Source organism: Acinetobacter sp. 809848, from assembly GCF_000581275.1.
GTDB classification, from domain to species: Bacteria; Pseudomonadota; Gammaproteobacteria; order Pseudomonadales; family Moraxellaceae; genus Acinetobacter; species Acinetobacter pittii.
In genome coordinates, this window is record NZ_JEXG01000004.1 from 21,794 (window position 1) to 48,413 (window position 26,620).

At 38.9% G+C, this 26,620-nt stretch carries 27 protein-coding genes; 18 read left to right on the forward strand and 9 right to left on the reverse strand.

Translation table 11 applies throughout. The features are described from left to right. The first annotated feature begins 137 nt into the window (after positions 1 to 137). The 8 genes from rutD (at position 138) to J536_RS08045 (ending at position 7,112) form a co-directional block, all read left to right on the forward strand. Positions 138 to 944: a pyrimidine utilization protein D gene (gene rutD / locus J536_RS08010; RefSeq protein ID WP_032005456.1), complete on the forward strand. Its 807-nt coding sequence runs from the start codon at positions 138 to 140 to the stop codon at positions 942 to 944. Further along, positions 941 to 1,528 (forward strand): malonic semialdehyde reductase, encoded by a 588-nt coding sequence (locus J536_RS08015; protein ID WP_032005458.1) that lies wholly within the window; start codon positions 941 to 943, stop codon positions 1,526 to 1,528. Before rutD ends, J536_RS08015 begins: the two co-directional genes overlap by 4 nt. A 359-nt stretch (positions 1,529 to 1,887) precedes the next feature. After that, on the forward strand, positions 1,888 to 3,006 hold the full coding sequence (gene rutA, locus J536_RS08020) for a pyrimidine utilization protein A (RefSeq protein ID WP_004705762.1): 1,119 nt from the start codon (positions 1,888 to 1,890) through the stop codon (positions 3,004 to 3,006). Next, positions 3,003 to 3,755, forward strand: coding sequence for a pyrimidine utilization protein B (rutB, locus tag J536_RS08025; RefSeq protein ID WP_032056679.1), 753 nt, complete (start codon positions 3,003 to 3,005; stop codon positions 3,753 to 3,755). Before rutA ends, rutB begins: the two co-directional genes overlap by 4 nt. A gap of 45 nt (positions 3,756 to 3,800) precedes the next feature. Continuing rightward, positions 3,801 to 4,184, forward strand: a complete 384-nt coding sequence (gene rutC, locus J536_RS08030) for a pyrimidine utilization protein C (RefSeq protein WP_032052667.1) — start codon at positions 3,801 to 3,803, stop codon at positions 4,182 to 4,184. 66 nt (positions 4,185 to 4,250) lie between these two features. Further along, a complete protein-coding gene (gene rutF, locus J536_RS08035) occupies positions 4,251 to 4,841 on the forward strand; it encodes an NADH-dependent FMN reductase RutF (protein ID WP_078210294.1) in 591 nt (196 codons plus the stop codon). A 30-nt stretch (positions 4,842 to 4,871) separates the two neighbouring features. Then, entirely contained in the window at positions 4,872 to 6,224 is a 1,353-nt protein-coding gene (gene rutG, locus J536_RS08040; RefSeq protein WP_032056680.1) for a pyrimidine utilization transport protein G, read from the forward strand. Positions 6,225 to 6,239: 15 nt separating this feature from the next. Further along, positions 6,240 to 7,112: an NAD(P)-dependent oxidoreductase gene (locus tag J536_RS08045; protein WP_080776809.1), complete on the forward strand. Its 873-nt coding sequence runs from the start codon at positions 6,240 to 6,242 to the stop codon at positions 7,110 to 7,112. A 45-nt stretch (positions 7,113 to 7,157) separates the two neighbouring features. Here J536_RS08045 and J536_RS08050 read toward each other — a convergent pair whose 3' ends face one another. Beyond that, the gene (locus J536_RS08050; protein WP_014207573.1) at positions 7,158 to 7,610 is read right to left on the reverse strand and encodes an SRPBCC family protein; all 453 of its coding nucleotides are present in this window, start codon (positions 7,608 to 7,610) and stop codon (positions 7,158 to 7,160) included. Between the two features lie 38 nt (positions 7,611 to 7,648). On the opposite strand from J536_RS08050, the gene J536_RS24970 reads away from it, so the two are divergent. The 4 genes from J536_RS24970 (at position 7,649) to J536_RS08065 (ending at position 10,413) form a co-directional block, all read left to right on the forward strand. Continuing rightward, positions 7,649 to 7,765, forward strand: coding sequence for a hypothetical protein (locus J536_RS24970; protein ID WP_002116161.1), 117 nt, complete (start codon positions 7,649 to 7,651; stop codon positions 7,763 to 7,765). Between the two features lie 59 nt (positions 7,766 to 7,824). Continuing rightward, the gene (locus J536_RS08055; protein WP_032062561.1) at positions 7,825 to 8,547 is read left to right on the forward strand and encodes a YgfZ/GcvT domain-containing protein; all 723 of its coding nucleotides are present in this window, start codon (positions 7,825 to 7,827) and stop codon (positions 8,545 to 8,547) included. A gap of 146 nt (positions 8,548 to 8,693) precedes the next feature. After that, positions 8,694 to 9,404 (forward strand): DsbC family protein, encoded by a 711-nt coding sequence (locus J536_RS08060; RefSeq protein WP_014207575.1) that lies wholly within the window; start codon positions 8,694 to 8,696, stop codon positions 9,402 to 9,404. Between the two features lie 184 nt (positions 9,405 to 9,588). Then, positions 9,589 to 10,413: a tetratricopeptide repeat protein gene (locus J536_RS08065; protein ID WP_032056683.1), complete on the forward strand. Its 825-nt coding sequence runs from the start codon at positions 9,589 to 9,591 to the stop codon at positions 10,411 to 10,413. A gap of 31 nt (positions 10,414 to 10,444) precedes the next feature. Here the strand turns inward: J536_RS08065 and J536_RS08070 are convergent, their stop codons facing one another. The 4 genes from J536_RS08070 to J536_RS08085 all read right to left on the reverse strand — a co-directional run bounded on the left by J536_RS08070 (position 10,445) and on the right by J536_RS08085 (position 15,374). Further along, entirely contained in the window at positions 10,445 to 11,368 is a 924-nt protein-coding gene (locus tag J536_RS08070; RefSeq protein ID WP_032056684.1) for an AEC family transporter, read from the reverse strand. Positions 11,369 to 11,424: 56 nt separating this feature from the next. Further along, on the reverse strand, positions 11,425 to 12,534 hold the full coding sequence (locus tag J536_RS08075) for an NADH:flavin oxidoreductase/NADH oxidase (protein WP_032056685.1): 1,110 nt from the start codon (positions 12,532 to 12,534) through the stop codon (positions 11,425 to 11,427). 9 nt (positions 12,535 to 12,543) lie between these two features. After that, positions 12,544 to 14,673 carry a TonB-dependent receptor family protein gene (locus J536_RS08080; protein WP_032062562.1) on the reverse strand — a complete coding sequence of 710 codons (2,130 nt, stop codon included), beginning with the start codon at positions 14,671 to 14,673 and terminating at the stop codon, positions 12,544 to 12,546. Positions 14,674 to 14,807: 134 nt separating this feature from the next. Then, positions 14,808 to 15,374, reverse strand: a complete 567-nt coding sequence (locus tag J536_RS08085) for a DNA-3-methyladenine glycosylase (protein ID WP_032056687.1) — start codon at positions 15,372 to 15,374, stop codon at positions 14,808 to 14,810. A gap of 75 nt (positions 15,375 to 15,449) precedes the next feature. Between J536_RS08085 and mutM the strand changes: the two genes are divergently transcribed. Together mutM and J536_RS08095 are read left to right on the forward strand one after the other, a co-directional pair. Continuing rightward, positions 15,450 to 16,274, forward strand: a complete 825-nt coding sequence (mutM, locus tag J536_RS08090) for a bifunctional DNA-formamidopyrimidine glycosylase/DNA-(apurinic or apyrimidinic site) lyase (protein WP_032056688.1) — start codon at positions 15,450 to 15,452, stop codon at positions 16,272 to 16,274. 19 nt (positions 16,275 to 16,293) lie between these two features. After that, entirely contained in the window at positions 16,294 to 16,584 is a 291-nt protein-coding gene (locus J536_RS08095) for a peptidylprolyl isomerase (RefSeq protein ID WP_032056689.1), read from the forward strand. An 88-nt stretch (positions 16,585 to 16,672) separates the two neighbouring features. On the opposite strand, the gene J536_RS08100 is transcribed toward J536_RS08095, so the two are convergent. The 4 genes from J536_RS08100 to typA all read right to left on the reverse strand — a co-directional run bounded on the left by J536_RS08100 (position 16,673) and on the right by typA (position 21,051). Next, the gene (locus tag J536_RS08100) at positions 16,673 to 17,854 is read right to left on the reverse strand and encodes a maltoporin (RefSeq protein ID WP_032056690.1); all 1,182 of its coding nucleotides are present in this window, start codon (positions 17,852 to 17,854) and stop codon (positions 16,673 to 16,675) included. 197 nt (positions 17,855 to 18,051) lie between these two features. After that, complete coding sequence (locus J536_RS08105; RefSeq protein WP_032036936.1) at positions 18,052 to 18,393, reverse strand: gamma-glutamylcyclotransferase family protein; 342 nt, start codon at positions 18,391 to 18,393, stop codon at positions 18,052 to 18,054. Between the two features lie 135 nt (positions 18,394 to 18,528). After that, entirely contained in the window at positions 18,529 to 18,960 is a 432-nt protein-coding gene (gene mscL / locus J536_RS08110) for a large conductance mechanosensitive channel protein MscL (RefSeq protein ID WP_002116334.1), read from the reverse strand. 255 nt (positions 18,961 to 19,215) lie between these two features. Then, the gene (gene typA / locus J536_RS08115; RefSeq protein WP_002116501.1) at positions 19,216 to 21,051 is read right to left on the reverse strand and encodes a translational GTPase TypA; all 1,836 of its coding nucleotides are present in this window, start codon (positions 21,049 to 21,051) and stop codon (positions 19,216 to 19,218) included. Between the two features lie 178 nt (positions 21,052 to 21,229). Between typA and J536_RS08120 the strand changes: the two genes are divergently transcribed. The 4 genes from J536_RS08120 (at position 21,230) to J536_RS08135 (ending at position 26,620) form a co-directional block, all read left to right on the forward strand. Continuing rightward, positions 21,230 to 22,588 carry a uracil-xanthine permease family protein gene (locus tag J536_RS08120; RefSeq protein ID WP_032056691.1) on the forward strand — a complete coding sequence of 453 codons (1,359 nt, stop codon included), beginning with the start codon at positions 21,230 to 21,232 and terminating at the stop codon, positions 22,586 to 22,588. Positions 22,589 to 22,652: 64 nt separating this feature from the next. After that, complete coding sequence (locus J536_RS08125) at positions 22,653 to 23,666, forward strand: methyltransferase (protein WP_002116028.1); 1,014 nt, start codon at positions 22,653 to 22,655, stop codon at positions 23,664 to 23,666. Positions 23,667 to 23,687: 21 nt separating this feature from the next. Next, positions 23,688 to 25,148 carry an amino acid permease gene (locus tag J536_RS08130; RefSeq protein ID WP_014207587.1) on the forward strand — a complete coding sequence of 487 codons (1,461 nt, stop codon included), beginning with the start codon at positions 23,688 to 23,690 and terminating at the stop codon, positions 25,146 to 25,148. Positions 25,149 to 25,414: 266 nt separating this feature from the next. Further along, positions 25,415 to 26,620, forward strand: a complete 1,206-nt coding sequence (locus J536_RS08135) for an RtcB family protein (RefSeq protein WP_005064298.1) — start codon at positions 25,415 to 25,417, stop codon at positions 26,618 to 26,620.

A 26,620-nucleotide genomic window follows, 5' to 3' on the forward strand; every position in this document is an offset into this window, starting at 1 on the left:
CTTAATCATCACATTGATTTGCCTTCCTCTACAATCTAAATCTTTTGTGCTAAATATTGTCTCAATTTGCCATTACTGATTAATTCAGGCATATAAATTGCTTTTGAATTTTTCATTATTTTATCAAATGGTAAAAAATGAAATATTATATTTATCCGTGTTCATCTCAAAAAGATGCCCCTTATTTGATTTTCTCATCTGGGTTAGGTGGTCATGCTAGTTTTTGGAGCCCACAACTTGAATCGTTGAGTACGCATTTCAACATTGTGACTTATGACCAAGAAGGCTGTCATCAAGACAGTGCTTTATTACCTTCACATTACCATATGTGTGACATGGCCAATCAAGTACTACATTTATTAGAACATCTTCAAATTCATGAATTCCATATGATCGGGCATGCTTTGGGTGGCATCATCGGAATGGAACTCGCAAAGCAACTACAATCTAGCTCAATTACCATGCTCAGCCTGACACTGATTAATGCGTGGGATGAGCTAGATGCCCATACACAAAAATGTTTTGATGCCCGTATCGCATTATTAGCGTCAGCAGGTGCTGAAGCCTATGTGCGTGCACAGGCATTATTTTTGTATCCTCCAGCATGGATTTCTCAGAATCATAGCCACATTAAAAGTACCGAAGATATTCAGCTCCAAGGTTTTCCGCCCAAGACAAATGTATTTGCACGACTCAAAGCATTGATGCGCTTTCAATTACAATCAGAGCACGTACAAGCACTACAAGACACTGCAATTCATATCGTTGCCAATCAAGATGATTTTTTAGTTCCAGCACATAAATCACAAGATCTTTTTACCAAACTTGGTCATGGTCAACTCTGCATTTTACCCTCTGGTGCCCATGCTTCCACAGTGATCGAATCTCAACAACTAAATCAAACTTTCATTCAATTTTTCCATAGCATTAAGGCCTTATCATGAATGCAAAAACATTAAATATGTTAGATCAACTCTTTTTAGAAGCTAGAACCCACAGCACGTGGTTAGATAAAGCCGTCAGCCCCGAGCAAATTCAACAAATTTATGATCTGGTCAAAATGGCACCGACTTCTGCCAACTGTAGTCCTGCTCGTTTTGTATTTTTAACAACACCTGAAGCTAAACAAAAACTCAAGCCAGCATTGTCGTCTGGCAATGTAGAAAAGACGATAACAGCTCCTGTCACTGTTTTGGTTGCAACCGATGCAAGATTTTATGACAAACTGCCAGAACTATTTCCGTATGCCGATGCAAAATCATGGTTTACATCAAGTGATGCCGTAGCACATGAAACTGCCTTTCGTAATAGTTCATTGCAAGCTGCATATTTAATTATGGCATGCCGTAGTTTAGGTTTAGATACGGGTCCAATGTCTGGTTTTGATGCGAAACAAGTTGATGAGCTATTTTTTGCAGGGACAAATCATCATATTAATCTCATCATTAACATCGGCTATGGCGACCCTCAGAAAGTTTATACACGCCTTCCTCGTTTAAATTTTGAAGAGGCTTGTCGAGTGGAATGAGTTAAGTCCATAACACCCTCTTCAATCTCAAAAGAGAAATACTTTAGTCCTACACGGCGACTTCAATGTCGCCTTTTTTTGTTCTGCTGTTTTATAAAATTGGATGTAATACACACTCCAAAAGTAAAATTGATCAAATGATGCACAATGAAGCAAGTTAGTTCCTCCTTGGTGCACAATCGCATTATTTTTTACCATTTGATAAAAATTATACCAAACAATAAACTCAATACATTGATAAATATATAAATATTAAAGTTGGCACGCGCTATGCATTATTAAAAATACAAACAAATACTGAAAATTATATCGTTTATAGCTTTCAGTTCGACTTCCTAAACTCACGATGGGGAATCAAGATGAAGATCGGCGTTTTTTGTCCAATTGGAAATAATGGCTGGCTGCTTTCAGAAAATGCACCGCAATATAAACCTACCTTTGAATTAAACAAACAAATTGTACAGCGTGCTGAACACTACGGTTTTGACTTTGCCCTTTCCATGATTAAGTTACGTGGTTTTGGCGGAAAAACTGAGTTTTGGGACTATAACCTGGAAACATTTACCCTCATGGCAGGTCTCGCCGCTGTCACCAGTAAAATCCAAATTTATGCAACCGCTGCAACACTAGTCATGCCTCCTGCAATTGTGGCACGTATGGCATCGACCATAGATTCGATTTCCAACGGTCGCTTTGGACTAAACGTCGTGACGGGATGGCAAATGCCTGAATATTCCCAAATGGGTATGTGGCCTGGCGATGAATATTTTGCTAAGCGCTATGACTACTTATCTGAGTATGTCGAAGTTTTGCGTGAACTTTGGGCAACCGGAAAATCAGACCTAAAAGGCGAGTTCTTCCAGATGAATGATTGTCAGGTCAAACCACAGCCTCAAGCTGATATGAAAATTATCTGTGCAGGACAGTCTGATGCTGGTTTAGCTTTTTCCGCAAAATATGCCGATTACAACTTTGTTTTTGGAAAAGGTTTAAACACACCGACAGCCTATGCCGAAATTAATGATCGTTTAAAAGCTCAAACTGACAAAACTGGACGGAATGTACAGACCTATGTGTTGTTTATGGTAATTGCAGCCGAAACAGATGCTGCTGCAATGCAGAAATGGCAACACTATAACGATGGTGCGGACATGGAAGCTATTCGTTGGCTACAAGACCAAGGTGCAAAAGATAAAGTGTCTGGCACTGACACCAATATTCGTCACATGGCCTCTAGTGTTTCTCCAGTCAATATCAATATGGGCACCATTGTTGGCTCTTTTAAAAATGTCGCAAAAATGCTTGATCAAATTTCCGAGATTGAAGGTACAGAAGGAATTTTGTTGACCTTTGATGACTTTGTACAAGGTGTAGAAGATTTTGGTCAACGCATTCAACCGCTCATGAAATGTCGTGAAAGTGTCGTTACCGAACTGGCAGAGCAAGCCGAACCAACTGTTTTGGAGAAAAGCGCATGAATGAAATGTCTAATATTGTGTGTGCAGAATTCACGGCACAGATTGGTACAGGCAAAGTATTAAAAGCCGAACCTGAACATATTCAACTAGCAGCAGAACAAACTGCGCTTGTTGTCATTGATATGCAAAATGCCTACACCTCTTTAGGTGGGTATTTAGATTTAGCAGGTTTTGATGTTTCAAAGACTAAACCTGTAGTCGAAAATATTAAAAAGGCGATCGATGCTGCACATAGTGCAGGGATTCAGGTCATCTATTTCCAAAATGGTTGGGATAAAAACTACGTTGAGGCTGGTGGTTTAGGCTCACCAAATTTTCATAAATCCAATGCCTTAAAAACCATGCGTAAACGCCCCGAGTTACAAGGCCAACTTTTATCTAAAGGCGGTTGGGACTTTGCTTTAATTGATGAGTTAAAACCTCTTCCACAAGACATCATTATTGAAAAGCCACGTTATAGCGGTTTCTTTAACACCGCTCTCGACAGCATTTTACGTGCTCGTGGCATTCGTAATTTGGTCTTTGTAGGTATTGCCACCAATGTCTGTGTCGAGTCGACCTTACGTGATGGTTTCTTTTTGGAATATTTCGGTGTTGCACTTAAAGATGCTTGCTATCAAGCCGGACCTCAAGAGGCTCACGACGCAGCGCTATATAACATTAAAACTTTTTTTGGCTGGGTATCTGACACCAATAGCTTTATTGAAACCTTTGATTCGGCATCAACATTGCTACAGCAATCTGCCTAATTCATGCATTTAATTTTATCTAAATTTTTTGATTTGGAGCATCTTATGTCTAAACAAGTTGTTATTCCTGAAGGAACAGCGGCACCACTTGCACCCTATGTTCCTGCAACCAAAGCAGACAATATTGTGTATGTCTCAGGCACATTGGCTTTTGATGAAAATAATAATGTGGTCTGTATTGGTGATGCCGCAGGACAGACTCGCCATATTTTAGAAACGATCAAAAAAGTGATTGAAACTGCAGGTGGCACCATGGATGACGTAACGTTCAATTCCATTTTCATTAAAGATTGGGCCGACTATAGCGCAGTAAATACGGTATATGCAGAATATTTTCCGGGTGACAAACCTGCTCGCTTTTGTATCCAGTGCGGCTTGGTGAAACCTGATGCCTTAATTGAAATTGCATCGATTGCCCATGTGGGATAAACGATGTCACTGATAAAAACCTTCAGCATCATAACTGATGTGATGTTTTAGCCTCGATTCATTGTAATGATCATGCATTGGGGTTGGAGAGCAATCATGCAAAAAAGAGAAGAGAAACAGGTTTTAACTCCATCTGCTATTCAGCAGGCTCAAACATGCTCAACACACTTAGAAGTAGATCAGCATACTTTTAGACAAGGCATGGCAAATCTTGGAGCAGCAGTGAATGTCATCACGACAGATGGACCTGCGGGACAGGCTGGCTTTACAGCCTCCGCTGTATGTAGCGTAACCGATACACCACCGACACTATTGGTTTGTCTCAATCGCTCAGCATCTGTGTTTAATACTTTTAAACAAAACGAGGTGCTTTGTGTCAATACTTTAGCTGCCCATCAAAGTACGCTATCTACAATATTCGGCGGAAAAACACCAATGCCAGAACGCTTTGCTCATGGGGAATGGAGCAAGCTACTCACTGGTTCTCCGATTTTGAATGAGGCCTTGGTGTCATTTGATTGTGAAATTGTACAAAGCATGAGTATCGGTAGTCATGACGTCTTGTTTTGTGCAGTCAAAGCAATGAAACACCAAAGTGGACTTAATGCACTTATGTACTTCAACCGCAGTTATTGCGAATTACAAACAGCATGCTAATGCAGATAAAAATGAAAAAGAGGATCTGTTATGCGAACAAAAGAATCTTGGTTTCCTAAATTTAAGCCGCACACAGGTAATTTAGAAACTCCCGTACAAATTGATGAATATCTCCCTCCCGGTAAAAGTATTGTTTTGGGGTTACAACATGCTTTTGCTATGTTCGGAGCAACTGTTTTAGCTCCGTTACTCATGGGCTTTGATCCGAACCTCACCATTTTTATTACTGGTATTGGCACCATCTTGTTCTTTTTAATTACAGGTGGGCGTATGCCTAGCTATCTCGGATCAAGCTTCGCGTTTATTGGCGCAGTCGCTGCCGCCACAGGCTATGCAGGGGTTGGATCAAATCCCAATTTAGCTGTGGCGCTTGGCGGTACAATCATTTGCGGTTTGGTTTATGCATGCATCGGTTTAATTGTGATGAAAACTGGAACTGCATGGATTGAAAAACTCATGCCACCCGTGGTCACTGGTGCAATTGTCATGATTATTGGTTTAAACCTTGCACCTGTAACAATTAAAAGCGTTTCGACAAATAGCTTTGACACGTGGATGGCTGTCATTACCATTTTATGCATTAGTGCTGTTGCTGTTTTTACAAGAGGTATGATTCGCCGCCTTCTATTACTCATCGGGCTCATCAGTGCTTATTTTATTTATTTTCTACTCACCAATATCTTAGGGTTAGGCAAACCCATCGATTTTAATGCAATCAGTCAAGCTGCATGGTTTGGCCTACCCACTTTTCACTCACCTGTTTTTAATGCCAAAGCTATTTTATTGATTGCACCTGTTGCGCTTATTTTAGTCGCTGAAAACTTGGGACATTTTAAAGCGGTTTCTGCCATGACAGAACGTAATTTATCGCCATATATGGGGCGTGCTTTTTTTGCAGATGGTATCTGTACAAGTTTATCAGCTTCTGTTGGTGGTACAGGCATGACGACTTATGCTGAAAATATTGGAGTAATGGCTGTAACTAAAGTCTATTCAACGACTATTTTTGTGGTTGCGGGACTATTTGCAATTCTACTCGGTCTATCTCCTAAATTTGGAGCAATCATTAGTACCATCCCTGTCGCTTTATTAGGCGGTGCATCCATTGTTGTCTTTGGTTTAATTACTGTGGCTGGAGCAAAAATTTGGATCGATAACAAAGTTGATTTCACCAAAAATAGTACTTTAATTATTGCAGCAGTCAGCCTGATTATGGGTGCTGGTAATTTAAGCCTACATATTGGGCCATTTGACCTAGGGGGTATTGGAACTGCGACACTTGCAGCAATTGTGCTTAACCTATTACTCAACAGAACGGAAAAATCTGAAAGTCAATCTATTGAAAAATCAGTAGAACCGCTTAATTCTGTCCCACATCTCTAATTCTGGAGAAACTCCTTGATTCAAAGTGTTTCATTTATCGGTTTAGGTGCAATGGGATGGCACATGGCTTCCCATTTAACCCAAGTATGTAGCCAAGTCTATGTTTGGAATCGTACTTTTGCTAAAGCAAAGCAACATGAACAAACCTTTGGTACGGAGGCTGTAGACCTGACACAAGCTCTACAAGCAGATATTATCTTTTCATGCCTACCGACTAGCCAAGATGTAGAAAATTTAATTGCGAATTCTCAACTAAAACAAGGCTGTATTTGGGTGGATTGCACTAGCGGTGTGCCAGAGACTGCAAGAAAACTCAGCCAACAGCTCAAATTAAGTGGAGTTGATTATTTAGATGCACCAGTTTCAGGACAAACGATTGGGGCTGAACGAGGAACTCTCACGGTAATGGTCGGAGGTAACGAGTCTGCTTTTAAAAGAGCAAAACCAATCATTCAAGCCTTTGCTAATTTAGTTGAATATGTCGGCGAAAGTGGTGCTGCCTTTGCAGTAAAGGCCATTAATAATACGTTAATGGCAACACATCTTTGGGCGTTGGCAGAGGGATTAAGTATCCTTAAATCCCAAGGCGTAAATTTACACTCCGCAATGAACTGCATTAACCACTCTAGCGGCAAAAGTAATGTTTCAGAACACATCATGATGCAACGCGTTTTAAACCGCAAATTTGAAAAAACTTTTGCATTAGATTTATTACAAAAGGATATTGGAATTGCACTAAATCTCGTTACTCAAAATAATTTGGAACTCCCAGCTTTTAATCTTATTCAGCAACAGTTTAATCAGGTTTCCAAACCCGATGCACAACAAGTTGATTTTTCAGCCATAGTTAAGCTATTGGAACAACAAAACCAATTTGAACTATGTTAAGAGTAGGTCATACGACCTACTCTTTTATAAGAAAGTAGAGTGACTTTATTGATCTGGAATTTCAGCTTCAATCAATAAGGTAAGCAAAGATAGGGATTCTTGCCACCCTAAATAACAAGCTTCTACAGGAATAACTTCCGGTATTCCTTCTTGCGTAATATGCACTTCTGTACCTACCAATACGCTTTTTAATGTAATAGTAACCTGCATAGTCCCAGGTAAATTTGGGTCATCGAATTGATCGTTGTAGCGAATTAGTTCATTTGGAACTAATTCCACATATGTTCCGCCAAAAGCATGGGTTGAACCTGTTGAAAAATTGGTAAAACTCATTTTGTATGAGCCACCAACATTTGCATCAAAACTATGAACTTTCGCAGTAAAACCATGGGGCGGTAACCACTTGACTAAAGCATCTGGATCTAAAAATGCACGGTAAACTCGCTCGGCTGGAGCCTTAAACACGCGATGAAATTTCACTGTTCCTGTTGCCATCATATTCTCCTTATTTTAATTTCCTTAAAATTATTGAAATTATGGCTATTAGCTTAAACCTTCCGATTTATCCGAACGTATATTTTTGGTGTTTTTTTAAACAAAAAAGCCAGCTTCAGGACAAACTCAAATTACGAAAACTATGGCTGATTTTTTAGTAAAAATGGAGCAAAATAGTCAGCAATCATAAAGAAACATATTGAATTTGAGATTAATCATGAGTCTGCTCGCTTTCTCCTCATATGCTTTAAACGGTGTAGATGCACAAAAGTTTTTACAAGGCCAAGTTACTGTAGATACTGAACGTTTAGCTGAAAATGAAACTCGCTATACAGCGATTTGTGATCTTAAAGGCCGTATTCACTTTGGCTTATGGCTAAAGAAGATGAATCCTGAAAGTTTTGAAATTGTAGTTACTCAAGATCAAGCTGAAGAGTTTGCCAAGCATATTAAAAAGTATGGTGCCTTTTCAAAAATGACCTTAAGTGAACAAGGCACTGTGTTCCCAAAAGTTGAGGATCATCAAACTGAATTCACTACTGCTGAAACTGATATTTCCGAATGGCAAAAACAAGCCATTATGACTGGTCAAGCTTGGATTACACAGGCTACTGAACATGAATTCCAACCACAGGAATTACGTTTACATCAACGTGAAGGCGTCAATTACGACAAAGGCTGTTACCTAGGTCAGGAAATTGTGGCGCGTCTTTGGTTTAAAGCAAAACCAAAACACTGGTTACATCTGGTTCAGGGTACAGGTGAAGCGCCTGCTTCAGCAACTCAATTAAATAATGATGTTGAAGTCGTCAATAGTATTGCAAATGATGAAGGCTATCTTGCTTTAGTTGTAGCTAAACCTGCTGCTCTTCAAGAGTTAGGGATTCAAGTTCTTGAGTTACCAGAAGCTTTAAGTGGCGACGTAGCAAGACCACAATAATAACTTTTATTAGTTCAAACTGCCCACTGCTAAGTTAGTGGGCTTTTTTATAGATACAAAACACTAATGATTTCATTAGATTAGAACGTCAATTTTTTAAGCTTTATATGCCATCATTAGCCCTATTGAAATTAAAGAGAAAAAAGATGAAAACTAAACTTGCTACACTCATGTTGAGTCTGGCTATTTTCGGTTCTGCTCATGCTGATGTTAAAACACTTGAACAAAATCTTAAGACGAATTATCCCGATTTGCCTGTAAAAGGTGTTTATCAATCGCCTGTACAGGGCATTTATGAAGTCTATACAAGCGGCCGCATTGTTTATACTAATCAAGATGCGAAGTACTTTTTTGTTGGTAATTTAGTCGACATCAAACAACAAAAAAACATGACTGAAGAACGTATTGCCGAATTGGGCAAGATTGACGTTAAAAGTTTGCCATTAAATCAGGCGATTAAATATGTAAAAGGTAAAGGCGAACGTACGCTCTATGTCTTTAGTGACCCAGATTGCCCATATTGCCAGCGCCTAGAACAAAATATGGTTGGGGTTGATAACGTAACCGTATATGTGTTCCTTTATCCTCTTACTAGTTTGCATCCAAATGCTGAAAAAGTTTCAAATCAAATCTGGTGTTCAAAAAATCCGGCAGAAGCTTGGACAAACTATATGCTTAATCGCAAATTGCCGACTAATAGCAAAAGTTGCTCAAGCCCAATTCAGAAAAATATCGCTTTAGGTCAAAAATTAAATATTGATGGAACACCTACCCTGTTCTTGCAAGATGGCCAAAGACTCTCTGGTGTACCAAGTGATGCCAAACAAATTGAAGCATTACTCCAGACTGCAAAATAACAATATTACCCACTCCGTTATATGAATGTGAGTGGGTATTTTTTCTCCACAATTTGCCCAAAGTGCAGTGCTTTATATACAAATCGGCTGTTTACTTTCATCAATCAATATTTATGATGAGAAATTGAGACTCTTTCATGCATCAATGGAATGATGTAGCTACGAAGTAAAAGGTTAAAAAGAAATGAAGAAATTACTAATCGCAAGCCTAATCACCCTTTCAAGTGCATCAATTTTTGCAGCTGATAACACAGCGACTGCTGCTAAAACCGATGTTTTCAAACAAGCTGAACAACTCTACGCAGCAAAAAATTATTCTGCTGCATTTCAGGAAATGCAACGCTTATCTCAATCAGGTAATGCCCAAGCCATCTATAACTTAGGCTATATGACTCAAATGGGCCAAGGTACAGCAAAAGATTCTTCTAAAGCTATTAAATATTATGAAGATGCCTCTAATAAAGGTTATGCTCAAGCGAGTTACACGCTTGCACAAATTTATGAGACTGGTGAATTAGGGGTTGCCAAAGACAGCAACAAATTCAGTCAATATATTCAAAAGGCATCGGCTCAAGGTTCTGATGATGCAACTGTGAAAATTGCGACAATTTTATTTGCACAGAAAAAACCGCAGTCACATCAAATTGCCCTTCAAAAATTGGCACCTTTAATTCGAAAAGGTAACTACCCTGCTATTCAGGTCAAAGCACTCTATGACATTAGCCAAGGGGTTGAAAATAAAAATCCTTTAATGAAACGCCAAGGTATCGAAGCTTTACAGTCAATTGCGCAAAAAGGTTATGCGCCTGCGTCGATGGCTTTAGCAACCATGATGGCGAATGGCAATATCATTCCGCAAAACCTACCGCAGGCTAAAAAGATCTTTACTGAACTTGCCAATCAAAATGTGCCTAACGCTAAAGAATCGTTAGCTTCGGTTGATAAGATTATTGCAGAAAAGAGCAAACAGGCTGCAAATGCTCCCGCACAGCCAGCACCGAAAAAATAATAAATGATGAGCCCCTTATGGGGCTTTTCTTTTACCACCACAGAGCAATAAGACAGCTCACCCCAATAAAACCAACAATTGTACTAATCATAAGCGGTGTTAACGCTTTTTCATTTAAGCCATAGGCTTGTCCAAAAATTCCAAAAGCAATCGGCATTGGTAAAGCAGCGATTAATGTTCCTGCGTAAAGCATTTCACGGCTTACATTTGGGGTTATTAAAAAAAGTGCAAAAATAACAGATGGCATTAGCACAACTTTAAATGTCGCTAACAAAACGCTTTCTATATTTATCGTTGTTATTCCAATACCTACTAAACTTCCGCCAATTGCAAACAAGGCCAAAGGCGAAGCTGTACGCCCAAGTAACTCTAGAGACTGATCAAGCGTCGCAGGAAGGTTAACATCTAAAAGAATGCACCCCATCCCAACCAAAATCGCGATAATGACAGGATTCTTGAGTAAGTTTAAAAATGTCTGTTTTAAAAGCGGTAAAAGATTTTGTTGTTGATGTAAACCAGCTTCGGCCAAAATGAGCATCAGCGCCACAATCAATAAATTCTCAATGATGAGTGTTAAAGAAATATAGATCGCAGCGTGATTACCTATCAACATGGTTAGAATAGCTGTTCCCATAAATCCAGTATTCGACATAGATGCCCCCATCGATATGACGGCGCTATGGGTTAAGCTATTTTTAAAATATTTTCTATAGAGAATAAAAGCAAAGAAAAATAAAATTAAAGACCCGCCACCATAAGCAAGAAAATAAGCTGGGTGCCAAATGTCTTGTAAGTTTTTATTTGCTAATGAGTGAATTAAAAAAGCTGGTAAGGAAATTTTAATTACGAATGCGCTAAGAGCCCTGATCTGTTCAGGTGTTACCAATTTGATGAGGACACAAACATAGCCCATCAATAGCAATATCAAGATAGGTAAAATAACCTGAAAAACCACTGACCGTCCTCACTTAGCGAAAGAAAAATGGGCAAAGATGACTTTGCCCAATACAATTAAAAAGAGTTAAAAAGCTGCTTTAATCCATGTGGTTGGCAACGTAAATACTGAGGCGCAATTTTAACTTCTGCCCCTAAAGCCGCTGCTGCATGCCAAGGCCATCTTGGGTCATATAACATTGCACGAGCAAGACCAATAGCATCAGCTTGCTGGTTTTCCAAAATTTGTTCAGCATGTTCTGGCTCAGTAATTAGCCCTACAGCAATGACCGGAATAGACACATGCTTTTTAACTTGTTCAGCAAATGGAACTTGGTAACCAGCCCCAATCGTAATAGATTGATGCTCGTGCAAACCACCACTAGACACATGCACATAGGCTGCGCCCAATTGCTCTAAAGCTTTTGATAAACCAACCGTAGATTCAACATCCCAGTGCTCGATACTCTCTAACCAATCGGTTGCAGACAGTCTAACACCAACAGGATAACCTTCTGGTACAGCGAGTTTAATTGCCTGAAGAACCTCAAGAGTCATACGCATACGGTTTTCTAAAGAACCGCCATATTCATCAGTACGCTGATTGGCAATTGGCGATAAGAATTGATGTAGTAAATAACCATGCGCAGCATGAACTTCAATCAACTTAAACCCAGCTTCTACAGCACGTTTTGCAGCCGCTGCAAAGTCTTGCTGAACTTGTTTAATCTCAGCAATAGTCAAAGCATGGGGCGCTGCATCATGAACAGAAAAGGTACTTTCACTTGGAGCAACCGTTTGCCAACCATGAGGCTGATTTTTTGCAATCTGACCTTTACCTAACCACGGTTTTTCAGTAGATGCTTTACGCCCTGCATGAGCTAACTGAATTCCAAATGGCATCGGTGAAAGTGTATGAACCTTAGCTAACAACGCTTTGATTTGGTCACGTTGCTGATCATTCCAAAGCCCAAGATCAGCATAGCTAATCCGACCTTCAGGTTGTACAGCAGTCGCCTCTACAATACAAAGGCCCGCACCAGACAATGCATAATTTGCCCATTGCTGTTCATGCCAATAGGTAATTTCACCGTCATCTGTTGCCGAATACTGGCACATCGGAGCAATTACAATTCTATTGACCAGTTGTAGTGAACCAAAGTTAACCGTTTCAAATAATTTTGCCATTTTTAATTCCTAGAATTGCTTAATTACACGTAAACCTGCACTCCAGTTACGTCCATCCGCTGGTTCAAAGTAACGTCCATTACCATCATTTACGATCACTGAACCTGCATAGTTTTTATCAAATAGGTTATCTACACGGGCAAAGCTATTCACTTTCCAGTCACCCATTACCCAGGCATAACCCACATTAGCTGAGGTTACACTGTAGCTTGGTGCTGCGTCACTGTTGGTATCATTCACGTATACTTTATCCATATACTGTACATCTACACCGCCATATAGACCGTGTGATGGCTGCCAAGCTAAAGAAGCATAAGCTTGGTTTTTAGCAATTCCAGGAATAGCATTGCCTGATGGGATTTGAGCAATACTTCCTAAAGCTGGAATATCAGCATCAAAAGTTGCATCTAAATATGTATAGCTAGCAGTCGCTGTTAAATCTCGCCACAACTTTTTATTCCATGCAAACTCTACGCCCTCACGTAAGGTTTTATCTGCATTACGAAAGCTTGATCGGCCATTTGAGTTTCCTGCTGAAACGATGTCATCTTTGGTTTTAGTTTGGAAAACCGCCAAAGTGAAATCACCGAATTGATTTTGTGACTTTAAGCCTGTTTCATAGGTATCGCTTGTAGATGCTGTTAAATCAAAATTAAAACCACTTTCTCCATCTGGACGATATGCCATTTCAGTAAAAGTTGGCGTTTCAAATCCTTTGGCATAACTCACATAGGCCATGAGTTCAGGTAAAATTTGCCAGCTTAAAGCAGCCGAAGGCAAAACTTTACTGTAATCAGTCTTACCACTATCGTCGCCATTACTTAAATAGTTATCTTTAGATTTGTAATGGACATTGCTATAGCGTACGCCTGTATCTAAACGCCACGCTGGTAAGAACTGCCATGACGCTTGTAAATAGGGATCGATATTCCACAAAGTATTATCTTCATCACGGCGCAAATTACCTTTGACACCATAAGAAGGCTGTCCGTTTACTAAATTAAAGTTTTCAAAACCTTTACGATCTTCATCCATTGCATCGAGTGCAACACCGACACTTAGCGTGGTATTAGGAAGTAACTCTTTGCCCGTCCAACGGAAGTCAGCGCCATAATAATCACGTTCAAAATCAATCACCCCGCCTGCATGATTGATGCTGGCATCTTGTGTTGATTTAGGTATAGATTGATATTGAGTAACTTGGCGATTACCTAAATATACCATGGCATAGAGTTCATTTTTATCATTAATCGGTTTAGACCATGTCACCCCCGTTTGAGTTTGTTCAATATCTTTACGGACATTAAATTGCTTTAAAAATGGAACTTGTTGCTTTGGATTAGCATTCCACTGGTCATGCGTTAAACCCTGCGGGTCGTCTGCATGAATTTTGACATAGTTGGTTATCCAGTTGATTTTGCTACCATCATCAAGATCCCAACTGAGCTTTGCATTATTTAGTACTTTTTCTGCACCGCTATGTTCTCGGTAACCATCAGTATCGAAATACGATGAACTAATAACATAGCTTGGTTCATTCGCACCCTTTGCTCCACCTTGTAGCACGAGCCCTGCTCGGCTTTTATCGTGACTGCCTCCCGAATAGCTCAGCTCAATTGAATCTTTGCCTTGCCCTTCTTTAGTAGAAGTTAAAATTGTCCCACCCGATGAGTTTCCATAAAGTGAAGAAAAAGGTCCTGTTAGAACTTCGACATGGTCCAGACTACTTAAATCGATATTAGACGTTTGGCCTTGTCCATCCGGCATTGTTGCAGGAATACCGTCCACATATAGGCGAATGCCTCGAACACCAAAAGTAGAACGTGCACCAAAACCACGCATAGATAACTGTAAATCTTGTGCATAATTTTCACGATTGCGAAGCTGTAAACTCGGTATACCCTTTACAACTTCGGTTAAATTTACTTGTGAAGAAGTATCGACTTGAGGTGCATCTATCCGGAAAATCGAAGCTGGTGTCTGTAAATAGGTTGTATCTGTACGAGTTGCTTCCACATGTAATGTTGGCAATACAGTTACGTCTTGTGTTAAATCTTCTGCCCAAACAAGTGGGCTAGAAATACAGCCCATACTCATCAAAATACAGTAATGAAGTCGGTCTAAGCGTAATAAGGACATGCTTATTTCCTTTATTTATATTGTAGTTATGATAACAAAAAGCGGTGTCTTGTCTGGATATTGAATTCGATCTGCATTGTTGTAAATCTGGAACACTCTTCCTCGATATCTAAAAACTGATTTCCAGATTAAAATTATCGACTCAAAGATGGATGATCTTTCCAGCAATATCGTTCAGGCCAATGTTTTGCTTCTTCGGCATAATCAATTCCAATCCGTGGTGTTAAAACAACTTCTGGTTGCGTTGATGCTGCTTCAACCCACAGTCCAGACTCCTCTCCCAAGATTTGTCCCTTTAAAGATCGATCAATCCCTAAATAGCGTGTCAATTTGCCGGGCCCAGCTAAAAGCTTATATTCTTTTTTGGTTGAAGCACCATTTAAAAATGCAGAACGAATCATTACCCCTTCAGGCACACCTTCTGTCTGAGTAATAAGATTGAGCATTTCATACATGCCATAAATTAAATAGACGTAAATTGTGCCACCAGGGCAATACATTACCTCTGTTCGAGCGGTGCGTTTGTTATTGTAACTATGGCAAGCTTTATCACGAACGCCCAAATAAGCTTCAGTTTCACTAATTGTACAGCGGATCACTTGGCCATCAGGTTGTTGCTTACACAATACGCAGCCGATTAAATCATAAGCTACTTCTGAGGTTTCTCGTTGAAACCAGCTTAATGGTAAAATATCTGACATAGTAATCTCTGAAATATTACATACCACACGTTATACTTGATTAATCCAGTATATCTGTTAATTCTGCGAGTTGGCATGCCTGAGTTACCCGAAGTCGAAACCACCAAAACCAGTTTATTTCCATTATTGAATCAAAAAGTTCTAAGTGTTGAAGTACGCAATCCTAGCTTACGCTGGCCTATACCAGATGATGTTCAGAAACTTGTTGGGCAACGTCTCATTGGGTTAAATCGACGTTCAAAATATATTTTGGCAGAGTTTGAACAAGATCAAATGCTTTGGCATTTAGGCATGTCAGGAAGCTTTCGTCTAACCGAGCCAAATGACGAACTGAGAAAGCATGACCATCTGATTATTCAATTTGAAGATCAGCAATTACGTTACCATGACCCTCGCCGTTTTGGTTGTATTCTTTGGCTTAATCCCGAGACTCAAGGCAAACTCATAGATACTTTAGGACCTGAACCTTTAAGTACTGACTTTCATGCAGAATATTTAGCTTCAAAACTCAAAAATAAATCTGTCGGCATAAAAATTGCACTCATGGATAATCATGTAGTCGTCGGTGTAGGCAATATTTATGCAACTGAAAGTTTGTTTAATGTTGGTATTCACCCAGCACAGCCTGCTGGTGACTTAAGCATGCAACAAATTGAGAAACTTGTTGTCGAGATTAAGCGCATTTTAAAGTCGGCAATTGATTTAGGTGGCTCGACATTACGAGACTACAGCAATGCCATGGGAGAAAATGGTTATTTTCAGCAAACATTGCTCGCGTATGGTCGTGCTGGAGAAATGTGTGTTAACTGTGAAACCACATTAGAAAACTTAAAACTTGGTCAGCGTGCCAGCGTATTTTGCCCACAGTGCCAACCGCTTAAAAAGCTGAGAAAGCCTTAATTTTTTGGAGGAAGACAACATGCAAACAGCAATTGTCCGACATATTTTAGTTAAAGATAAAGACTTAGCTGAGCAGCTAAAAAAGAAGCTTCAAAGTGGCGCTGACTTTGCCAAACTTGCCAAGCAATACTCTACCTGTAATTCGGCAAAACGTGGTGGTGAACTTGGTGAAATCAAAAAAGGGCAATTGGTACCCGTCATCGACAAAGTTGTTTTTACAGCTGCTGAACGTGTGTTACAAGGTCCGATCAAAAGTCAGTTTGGCTATCATCTTTTAGAAGTTAAATTCAGAATGGGTAGCTTAAGATAAGCCCCCTCACAAGTTAATTTAAATTCATAAACAATAGCCCAGTTACTCAATAAAAGAGGCCATTACCGACCTCTTTTATTTTTTAAATTTACCACCAATATTCTAGTTGCATGCCAAAATTTGACCCATGTCCTGTGTTATAAAAATCACTATCAGGATATAAACGATCTCTCAAATTTTGTTCATCCTTGTTCCAAAAAGCATAGGTGTAATACAACCGAAGTTCAGGTCTGTCGTAATATCCTGTCTCTTTTAGTGACCAAGTTGGTGCAATAGTCAATTTTGTTAGGCTTCGATTTTGATCATTGTTATCTATCCGGTCATAGCCAATTTCAGTCGATATTTTAAAATGGTCTTGTACAACATAAGCCATTCTGGAGCCTATGGAAAACCATTCACTATCATTCTGATTCTTAAATTTATCTTTTTGATATATAAATTGAGCCTGTCCATTGAAAACTTTATTTTCAGATTCCCAATCTAAAACTTCAATGAATCTTAAAGAAGAATTATCTCGGTCCAACTCAGGGTTGCCAGTATAACTTAACCCCATACCTGTCCCTTCGCCATATTGCAAAGCAACTGTATTCTTACCATTTAAGACATCGGAAGTTATATTCTGCAATGTTAAGGCCCAACCTGTATGATCTGCATCAATAATAGATAAGCCTGTATTCAGTTTATTTGTATCGTTTAGTTGAATGTCTTTTAGGGTAAAGTCATGTCTATTAATATATTTCTTTTGAAATATATTATCTTTTCTAGAAAAAACATAACTTAATGACAGGTCATTAATTTTATAATTATCGATCCCGAACCCTGTTCCGCTTTGGTTCCAATAAAATAAATCAGACATATGAATATCATTTCGATTATAAAATCTTCTGCCTAACCAAAGATTTGCTCCATTTAAATAAGAAATATTTTTCCAATCTAGATAGATTTGATTTAGCCGCGTATAGCCATCGTCACCACTAAAACTTAAACTTTGACCATACTGATTATAAAATTGAAGCATTCCATTGATACTAATCTCAGAATTATCATTCAATTTTAGAAGATTCTGTTTGGCAAATAGCTCCGCATATTGTTCACATTCATTTCCAAGACGATATTTTGAAGGTGCGCCAGTGAGCTGAAAACATTCTTGTAATTCCCCGCTCTCTGTAACTCCTATACCTGTACGTACATATCCTCCAATTTCAGTAGCGAAAGTAATTTGCGATATGGCATAAAACGTAGTTCCAATAATCCAAGGAGACTTCTTCATTTAAAATTCCTTTTTAAGTGTGAGTTTTCCACACTCACTTATATTCCAAGCAAGGTTGGATAAAAGAACTAATGATTATTAGAAAGAAAACGAAGACTATGTGTGATTTGAAAAGGCTCAAACAAGAGCCTCTATATATTATTTTTTAAATTAGATCTAAAAGAGAAAAATTGAGTTCGTGAAGTCAGCTTTTGTATTTAAATATTTTTAGCATGAGCATTCATTTGATATGTCCAAGCTTTAACAGTTTCCCCTGATTCAAGCATTACATCTACTATAACTCGTTCATATTGAAAGCCTTCAAAATCATCAAGCATCTGCCAGTTTTCAGCAAGTTTTTCTGTGCTAAATAGATAGCCTTCTACCCACTCCGCCTGAGGATCTAACACAATTGCTTTTAAGCCTTGATCTGGTCCCCAATCTAAAATATGTATGATTCCTCTTACCGAAGCTTTGGTCCACGTTCCCCCAATCTGTTCGAGAATATGTGCATTTGCTTTATTTGGACATAATGTTCCATACACAAAAAGCTGATTCATTAATTTATATACCTTTTACAATATGCTGAGTTGAAATTCTCTCTACTGGCAATGTTACCAATAGTTTTAGTACAACATAAAATACTAAGTAATAAAAAACGGTACTCAAGGCACCGTTTTTTATTTCAAATCTTATTAAGCTTGCTTTTTTAACTCATCACGAATTTCACGCAACAATTGAATGTCTTCTGGAGTTGCAGCTGGAGCCTCTGGCTCTTCTTTATTACGGCGAAGTTTATTTAATAATTTCACCATTAAGAACACAACCCACGCCAGAATAATAAAGTTAATTAAAATGGTGAGGAAATTACCATAAGTTAAAACATTAATACCTGCTTTTTGCAAAGCATCTAAAGATTGCAAGTTATTAGGGTTTGCACCTAATACAATGAATTTTTGTGAAAAATCAACACCACCACCAGTAATTACAGTGATAAGTGGCATGATAATATCTTTCACTAAAGAGTCCACGATTTTGCCAAAAGCACCACCAATAATCACACCAATGGCTAAATCCATCATATTGCCTTTAACGGCAAATTCTTTAAATTCTTGAATAATACTCATCTAAACATCTCCAGATGTCGGGGGCAGAAACACGTCATATTTTTCTTTTTCATTGGCATCTTATCGAATTAGATAGTTCTCGCCATGATATTGATAATTTAATATTTTTATCAAAAAAAGAAAGCTATTTCACACTTTAACAACATATTCGTTTACAAGAAAAATATGATTTTAAGCTTACTTTAATTTCAAATATAACGATTAAAAAAACCGCTAAATTAATTTAGCGGTTTCTTCTTTTTCAATTAAGAAAAATTATTTATCACGATTACGTTTACGTTCATTTTCAGTTAAATAACGCTTACGGATACGGATTGATTTAGGTGTTACTTCAACTAATTCGTCGTCTTCAATGAATTCAAGCGCTTGTTCAAGCGTATATTCAATTGCAGGTACTAAAGTTAAAGCATCATCTGTACCAGATGCACGAACGTTAGTTAATTGTTTCGCTTTAGTCGGGTTTACAACCATATCGTCTGAACGAGAGTTAATACCCACGATCATACCTTCGTAAACTTCTAACTGTGGTTTAGCGAATAAACGACCACGGTCTTGTAAACTGAACAATGCATAGCCCAAGCAAGTACCTTGAACCATAGAGATCAATACACCGTTTTGACGTTTCGCAACAGTACCTTGTTTAACAGGACCATAATGCGAGAAGCTTGAAGTCATGATCCCTGTACCAGAAGTCATGGTCAAGAATTCAGAACGGAAACCGATCAAACCACGTGAAGGTACAGTTGCTTCAATACGGATACGGCCTTTACCGTCAACTTCCATATTGGTCATCTCGCCTTTACGGTGACCCATTTGTTCCATTACAGCACCTTGATGCTGTTCTTCAACGTCAAAAGTTACGTTTTCATAAGGCTCTTGTCTTTCACCATCAATTTCTTTGATGATTACTTGTGGACGAGATACGCCCATTTCGAAACCTTCACGACGCATGTTTTCAATTAAAACTGAAAGATGAAGTTCACCACGGCCAGATACTTTGAAACGGTCTGGACTGTCAGTGTCTTCAACACGTAAAGCTACGTTATGAATTAATTCGCGATCAAGACGTTCACGGATATTACGTGAAGTTACGAACTTACCTTCTTTACCAGCAAACGGAGAGTTGTTTACTTGGAAAGTCATAGATACTGTAGGTTCATCTACAGATAAAGCTGGTAATGCTTCAACATTTTTCGGATCACAAATCGTGTCAGAAATGTTAAGTGCGTCGATACCAGTAATACATACGATATCACCAGCAGATGCTGACTCAACATCAATACGCTCTAAACCATGGTAACCCATGATTTTTAAGATACGACCGTTACGTGTATTGCCTTCTTTGTCAATTACAGTAACAGGAGTATTTAATTTTACTGAACCACGTTGAATACGACCAACACCGATAACACCTACGAAGCTGTTATAGTCAAGTGATGAAATCTGCATTTGGAATGGACCATCAACGTCAACTGCTGGTGGTTCAACGATGTCTACAATCGTTTCGAACAACGGAGTCATGTCTTCTGCAAGTTCTTCTGGAGCAGGACCCGCTACACCACGTAAACCTGATGCATAAACGATTGGGAAATCTAATTGCTCATCAGTTGCACCAAGGTTATCAAATAAATCAAATACTTGATCAATAACCCAATCTGGACGTGCACTTGGTTTGTCAACTTTGTTAATAATAACAATTGGTTTTAAACCACGAGCAAAGGCTTTTTGTGTCACAAAGCGAGTTTGTGGCATTGGGCCTTCTTGAGAGTCAACTAAAAGTAATACGCAGTCAACCATCGACATAACACGTTCTACTTCACCACCGAAGTCGGCGTGTCCCGGGGTATCCACGATGTTGATACGGTAAGTTGTATCAGTACGTTTATCTAACCAAGTAATAGAAGTGTTCTTTGCAAGAATGGTAATACCACGTTCACTTTCAAGCGCATTTGAGTCCATGACACGCTCAATCTCGCCTGCTCGTTCACCGAGAGCACCAGATTGCTGAAGTAGTTTATCGACAAGTGTGGTTTTCCCGTGGTCGACGTGCGCAATAATTGCGATATTACGGAGATTTTTGATATCTGACATGAAAATTCGAAACGCCTGAAATTTGAGGGCAAATTATACAGAAAAACACTACTCTTGAGTAGTGACAGTTTATTGACATTGACAAAAAAATTTTCCAATAGCCTGTATTTCGTTTTGTAAAGATAGGTATCTCGATTAGAATAGCGCCAATTTGCGAAATTGCGGCGTACCTACACCCATGTCCAATCAACACTCTCAAGACCATCTTGACCTTGTTTATGGCTTAGATGATCGACCAAAACCTTTGATCGCTTTTTTAGCAGCTTTCCAGCATTTGCTTGCGATTATTGTACCAATTGTTACACCAGGGCTTTTAATTTGTTTAGCTTTAGGCGTATCACGCACCGAAACTAACATGATTTTATCTATGTCTTTGGTGATTTCGGGTATTGCTACATTTCTTCAATGTAAAAAAGTCGGCCCGTTTGGTGCAGGTCTTCTGATTGTACAAGGCACAAGCTTTAACTTTATTGGACCAATTATTGGTATTGGTAGTGCAATGGTTGCCGCAGGAACTCCTGTAAACCAAGTTATGGCTGCAATTTTTGGTGTAGTAATTGCTGGCTCCTTTATTGAAATGGGTGTTTCGCAAATTCTTCCATGGGTAAAAAGATTAATTACTCCCTTGGTGACTGGTATTGTTGTTCTATTAATTGGCTTAACGCTTATTAAGGAAGGCTTGATTAGTATGGGTGGTGGCTACCAAGCCATGCAAGACCATACTTTTGCAAGTGCAGACAACCTTATTATGTCATGTACCGTACTTGCTATTATTATTGTGCTAAACCGCATTCGGGTGGTTTGGATTAAAAGTTCAGCAATCTTAATTGCTTTAGTAATTGGTTACATTCTTGCAGGATTTATGGGTTACCTAGATTTCTCAGGTATTAAAGATGTGCCTCTTGTACAGATTCCAACGCCAATGCACTTTGGTTTAAGCTTTTCTTGGGGCTTATTCATTCCAATGGCTTTTATCTATTTAGTTACATCTTTAGAAGCGATTGGTGACGTGACTGCAACCAGTAAACTTTCAAACCAACCCGTTAATGGTCCAGAATGGATGAAACGCATTAAAGGCGGTGTTTTAGTAAATGGTGCAAACTCTTTATTAGCTGGATTATTTAATACTTTCCCAAGTTCTGTTTTTGCTCAAAATAATGGTGTAATCCAACTCACTGGGGTTGCAAGTCGTTATGTGGGTATCTGGATTGCTGCTTTACTTATTTTATTGGGCTTATTTCCAGCAGTAGCTGGTGTAATACAAGCAGTTCCTCAAGCAGTTTTAGGTGGTGCTGTGATGGTCATGTTCGGTGCGGTTGCTGCATCAGGCATTAACATTCTTTCATCGATTCACCTTGATCGCAGAGCACTTTTGATTATCGCAATTTCACTTGCATTAGGTTTGGGTGTTGCTCAAGTTCCTCAAATTTTGGAACACCTACCAGAATTATTTAAAAATATTTTTAGCTCTGGCGTAGCGACGGGTGGTATAGCAGCATTAATTTTAAATGTTGTACTTCCTGAAACACATAAATAACTATTTTTTTAATTTTGATTACTGCCCAGTTTCCACTGGGCATTCTTCTTCATGAGAGATGTACATGGATCCTAGAAGTGAAGTGATATTAAGACAGCAAGACTATTTAAAAGGTAGAATCTTGTTCATTAATGCACCGAATGATGCCTTAGTTAGTCAACTACCAGCTGATATTGATGCGTCAGTCTGGACATGGAACCATGCTGACTACCAGAGCTTTATAAATAGTGGAACAAATGCGCATTTCTCAGTTGAGTTTCCATTACAAGAATTCGATCAAGCTGTCATTTTTGTTCCCAAATCTAAAGAACTGTTAAATTACATATTGCATGTCGTAATGAGCAATCTTAAAACTGCTCAATCTGTTTTTTTAGTAGGTGAAAAAAAAGGTGGTGTTGAACGCGCTGCCAAACAATTACAAAGCTTCGGCAAAGTACTTAAACTTGATAGTGCACGTCACTGTCAGCTATGGCACTTAAAGATTGAAAAAACAGAACAGCTTAAACCTCTCGAAAGTTGGCTTAAAACTTACACTGTTCATGTTAATGAACAAGAGCTTACGATTTGTGCCCTTCCCGGTGTATTTAGTCAAAATCATCTAGATGTCGGAACTGCTGTTTTACTCCCTTATCTTAATCAGGTGAAATCAGGTAGAATTGCCGACTTCGGGTGTGGTGCTGGAATTATCAGTTGCTATTTGGCAAAAATAAATTCAAGTAATATTATTCATGCCCTAGATATTGATGCTTTCGCTTTACGGTCAACGGAAATGACTTTTAGTCGAAATGGAATAGGTTCAGACCAGTTGAGATTGCAGCCTGTTACAGGAATTGCAGACGCTCCAACAGAACTCGATGCCATTGTCAGTAATCCCCCTTTTCATCAGGGTATTCATACCAACTATGATGCAAGTGAAGGACTCTGCCAGAACGCTAAAAAACATTTAAAGGCATCAGGTGAGCTATGGATTGTAGCAAACCGTTTTTTAAACTATCCGATCTTAATTGAGAAGCACTTTGGTCAGTGCCAGATTAAAACTGATCATCAAGGCTTTAAGGTGTTATATGCCTGTGCATAACAAACTATGTAAGGAATCTCCATGAGCGAAACACATGCTCCTGAAAAACTCCAGCGTAAGCTTGGGGCTCGTCATCTGAATATGATCGCCATTGGTGGTTCCATTGGTACAGGCCTCTTCCTTGCTTCTGGATCAACCATTGCAAACGCTGGCCCTGGTGGAGCGCTACTCGCCTATTCACTCATTGGCATTATGATTTACTTCTTAATGACCAGCTTAGGTGAGCTTGCAACTCACACACCAACATCCGGTGCCTTTTTTACTTACGGCAGTCGTTATGTCGAAGAAGGCTTTGGTTTCGCTCTAGGCTGGAACTATTGGTATAACTGGGCAATTACGGTTGCATTCGAACTTGTTGCGGTTCAATTTATTATGAAGTTCTGGTTCCCTGATATTCCAGGGTTCTATTGGAGTGCCCTGTTCCTTATCGTTATCTTTCTGATCAATGCCATGACAGTAAAGGGATTTGGGGAAAGCGAATTCTGGTTTTCGATGGTTAAAGTAATTGCGATTGTTGCATTTATTATTATTGGCTTAGCCATGATCATCAAGATTATGCTAACTCCAGGTGTTGCAACCTTTGGTAACTGGACCTATAAAGAGGCACCTTTTGTAGGCGGTTTACAAGCCATGATTGGTGTAGCAATGATTGCCGGATTCTCTTTCCAAGGAACCGAAATGGTTGGGGTTGCTGCAGGCGAATCAAAAGATCCAAAGAAGACAATTCCACTTGCAATCAAACAGATTTTCTGGCGAATCTTATTATTCTATATCCTCTGTATTTTCATTATCGGCACTCTGATTGCCTATGATGACCCGAATTTACTGCAAGCAGCTGCCACTGAAGATATCGCACTATCTCCATTTACATTGCTTTATGAAAGAGTAGGTTTTGCTTTTGCTGCGAGTTTAATGAATGCTGTCATTCTTACTGCTATTTTATCAGCAGGTAATTCAGGCATGTATTCCTCAACTCGTATGTTGTTTAAAATGGCTCAAGAAGGCCGTGCACCAAAGTGGTTTGCAAAACTCGATGGTCGTGGCGTTCCAATGAACGCGCTATATGCAACGACGTTTATTGCTGCATTCTGTTTCTTAACGACATTTATTGGTGAAAAACAAGTATTTAACTGGCTACTCAATATGTCGGGTATGTGTGGTTTTATTGTTTGGTTAGGAATCGCGATTTCACACTATCGTTTCCGTAAAGGATACATTGCTCAAGGCTATAAATTAGAAGATTTAGCATATCGTGCCAAGTTTTTCCCATTTGCACCTTGGTTTGCATTTATTCTCTGTTCAATCATTATCTTAGGACAGAACTACCAAGCCATTTTAGGTGGAAAAATTGATTGGTTAGGCTTACTTTCAACTTATATTAGCTTGCCACTGTTCTTGATCATTTGGTTAGGTTATAAGTGGAAAAATAAAACCAAATTGATCTCTTACGATCAAATGAACGTCAAACCTGAGCAAGATTAAAACTGCTCATTAAAGTAAATCAAAGATCAAAAGCTTGATCTTTGATTTAAAAAGCGTAAAATGCCGTTCAGATTTTCAACGGCACTTTTAAATAAGGAGGACATCATGCCATTAGTACAAGGTAAAACAGATTAAATAATTTGGCACGATGTCAGCTCACGGACAAGTGTACAAATTCACACCACTTGTCCGAATGCTTAAACTTAGAACCTAGCATTCGCTAGGTTTTTTTATGCCTATTCGGACGGAAAAATAAGAGAAAAATTATGGGCATACAAAAAATATTAAACAAGGAGGCACTCTATGGTGTCCCTGTTAAAATTTTCACTCAAGATATAGATAGTGAAAGTATAGAACAACTCAAAAAAATGGCTCAGCTGCAATTCATCTATTCTCACATTGCAGTTATGCCTGATGTGCATGTGGGTAAAGGCGCTACTGTAGGTAGTGTTATTCCAACCAAACACGCCATTATTCCTGCTGCTGTAGGAGTTGACATTGGATGTGGGATGAATGCAATTCGCTTGAGTTTAAAGGCTTCACAATTACCTGATAACTTAAGTCGTTTGCGTGATGCAATTGAACGTAAAGTCCCTGTTGGCTTTGCTTTGCATAAACAAGTCAAAGCGAAAGCTTCTAGCATTATTCCACTTGAAAAATGCTTAGAACCAATTATCAAAAAGCATCCTGGTCTTGTCCGAATGCTTCGACAATTTGATGCAACATGGCAAAAGCAACTTGGGACTTTGGGTGGTGGTAATCACTTTATAGAGTTATGTATTGATGAGAATCAAGACGTATGGGTAATGCTACATTCAGGTAGCAGAGGGCTTGGTAATGTTATTGGTACTTACTTTATTGAGTTAGCCAAAAAAGAAGCTCAGCATCGCTTTGGCCATGTTCCTGATAAAGACTTAAGTTATTTTGCTGAAGGCTCAAAAAGTTTTGATGATTATGTAGAAGCTGTAGAGTGGGCACAAGAATATGCTTTTGAAAACCGCAAAGAGATGATGCGATTAATTTTAGAAGCGATCCGCCCTCCTCTCCCTTCTTTTCAAATGACAAAAGAAGCGATTAATTGTCATCATAATTATGTAAGCCGTGAAACACATTTTGGCGAAAATCTATTGATTACCCGAAAAGGTGCAATTAGAGCAGGCTTAGATGAGTTAGGTATTATTCCAGGTTCAATGGGAGCACGATCTTATATCGTTAAAGGCAAAGCAAATCCTGAATCATTTTGTTCTTGTTCTCATGGCGCTGGTCGCAAGATGAGCAGAAGTAAAGCAAAAGTTCTTTTTAATCAGCAAGATCTTATTGAACAAACCCAAGGTATTGAATGCCGTAAAGACAGTGGCGTTGTCGATGAAATTCCAAGCGCCTATAAAGACATTGATGAAGTCATGGCGAATCAGTCAGACCTCATTGAAGTCGTTCACACACTTAAACAAGTTTTATGTATTAAAGGTTAA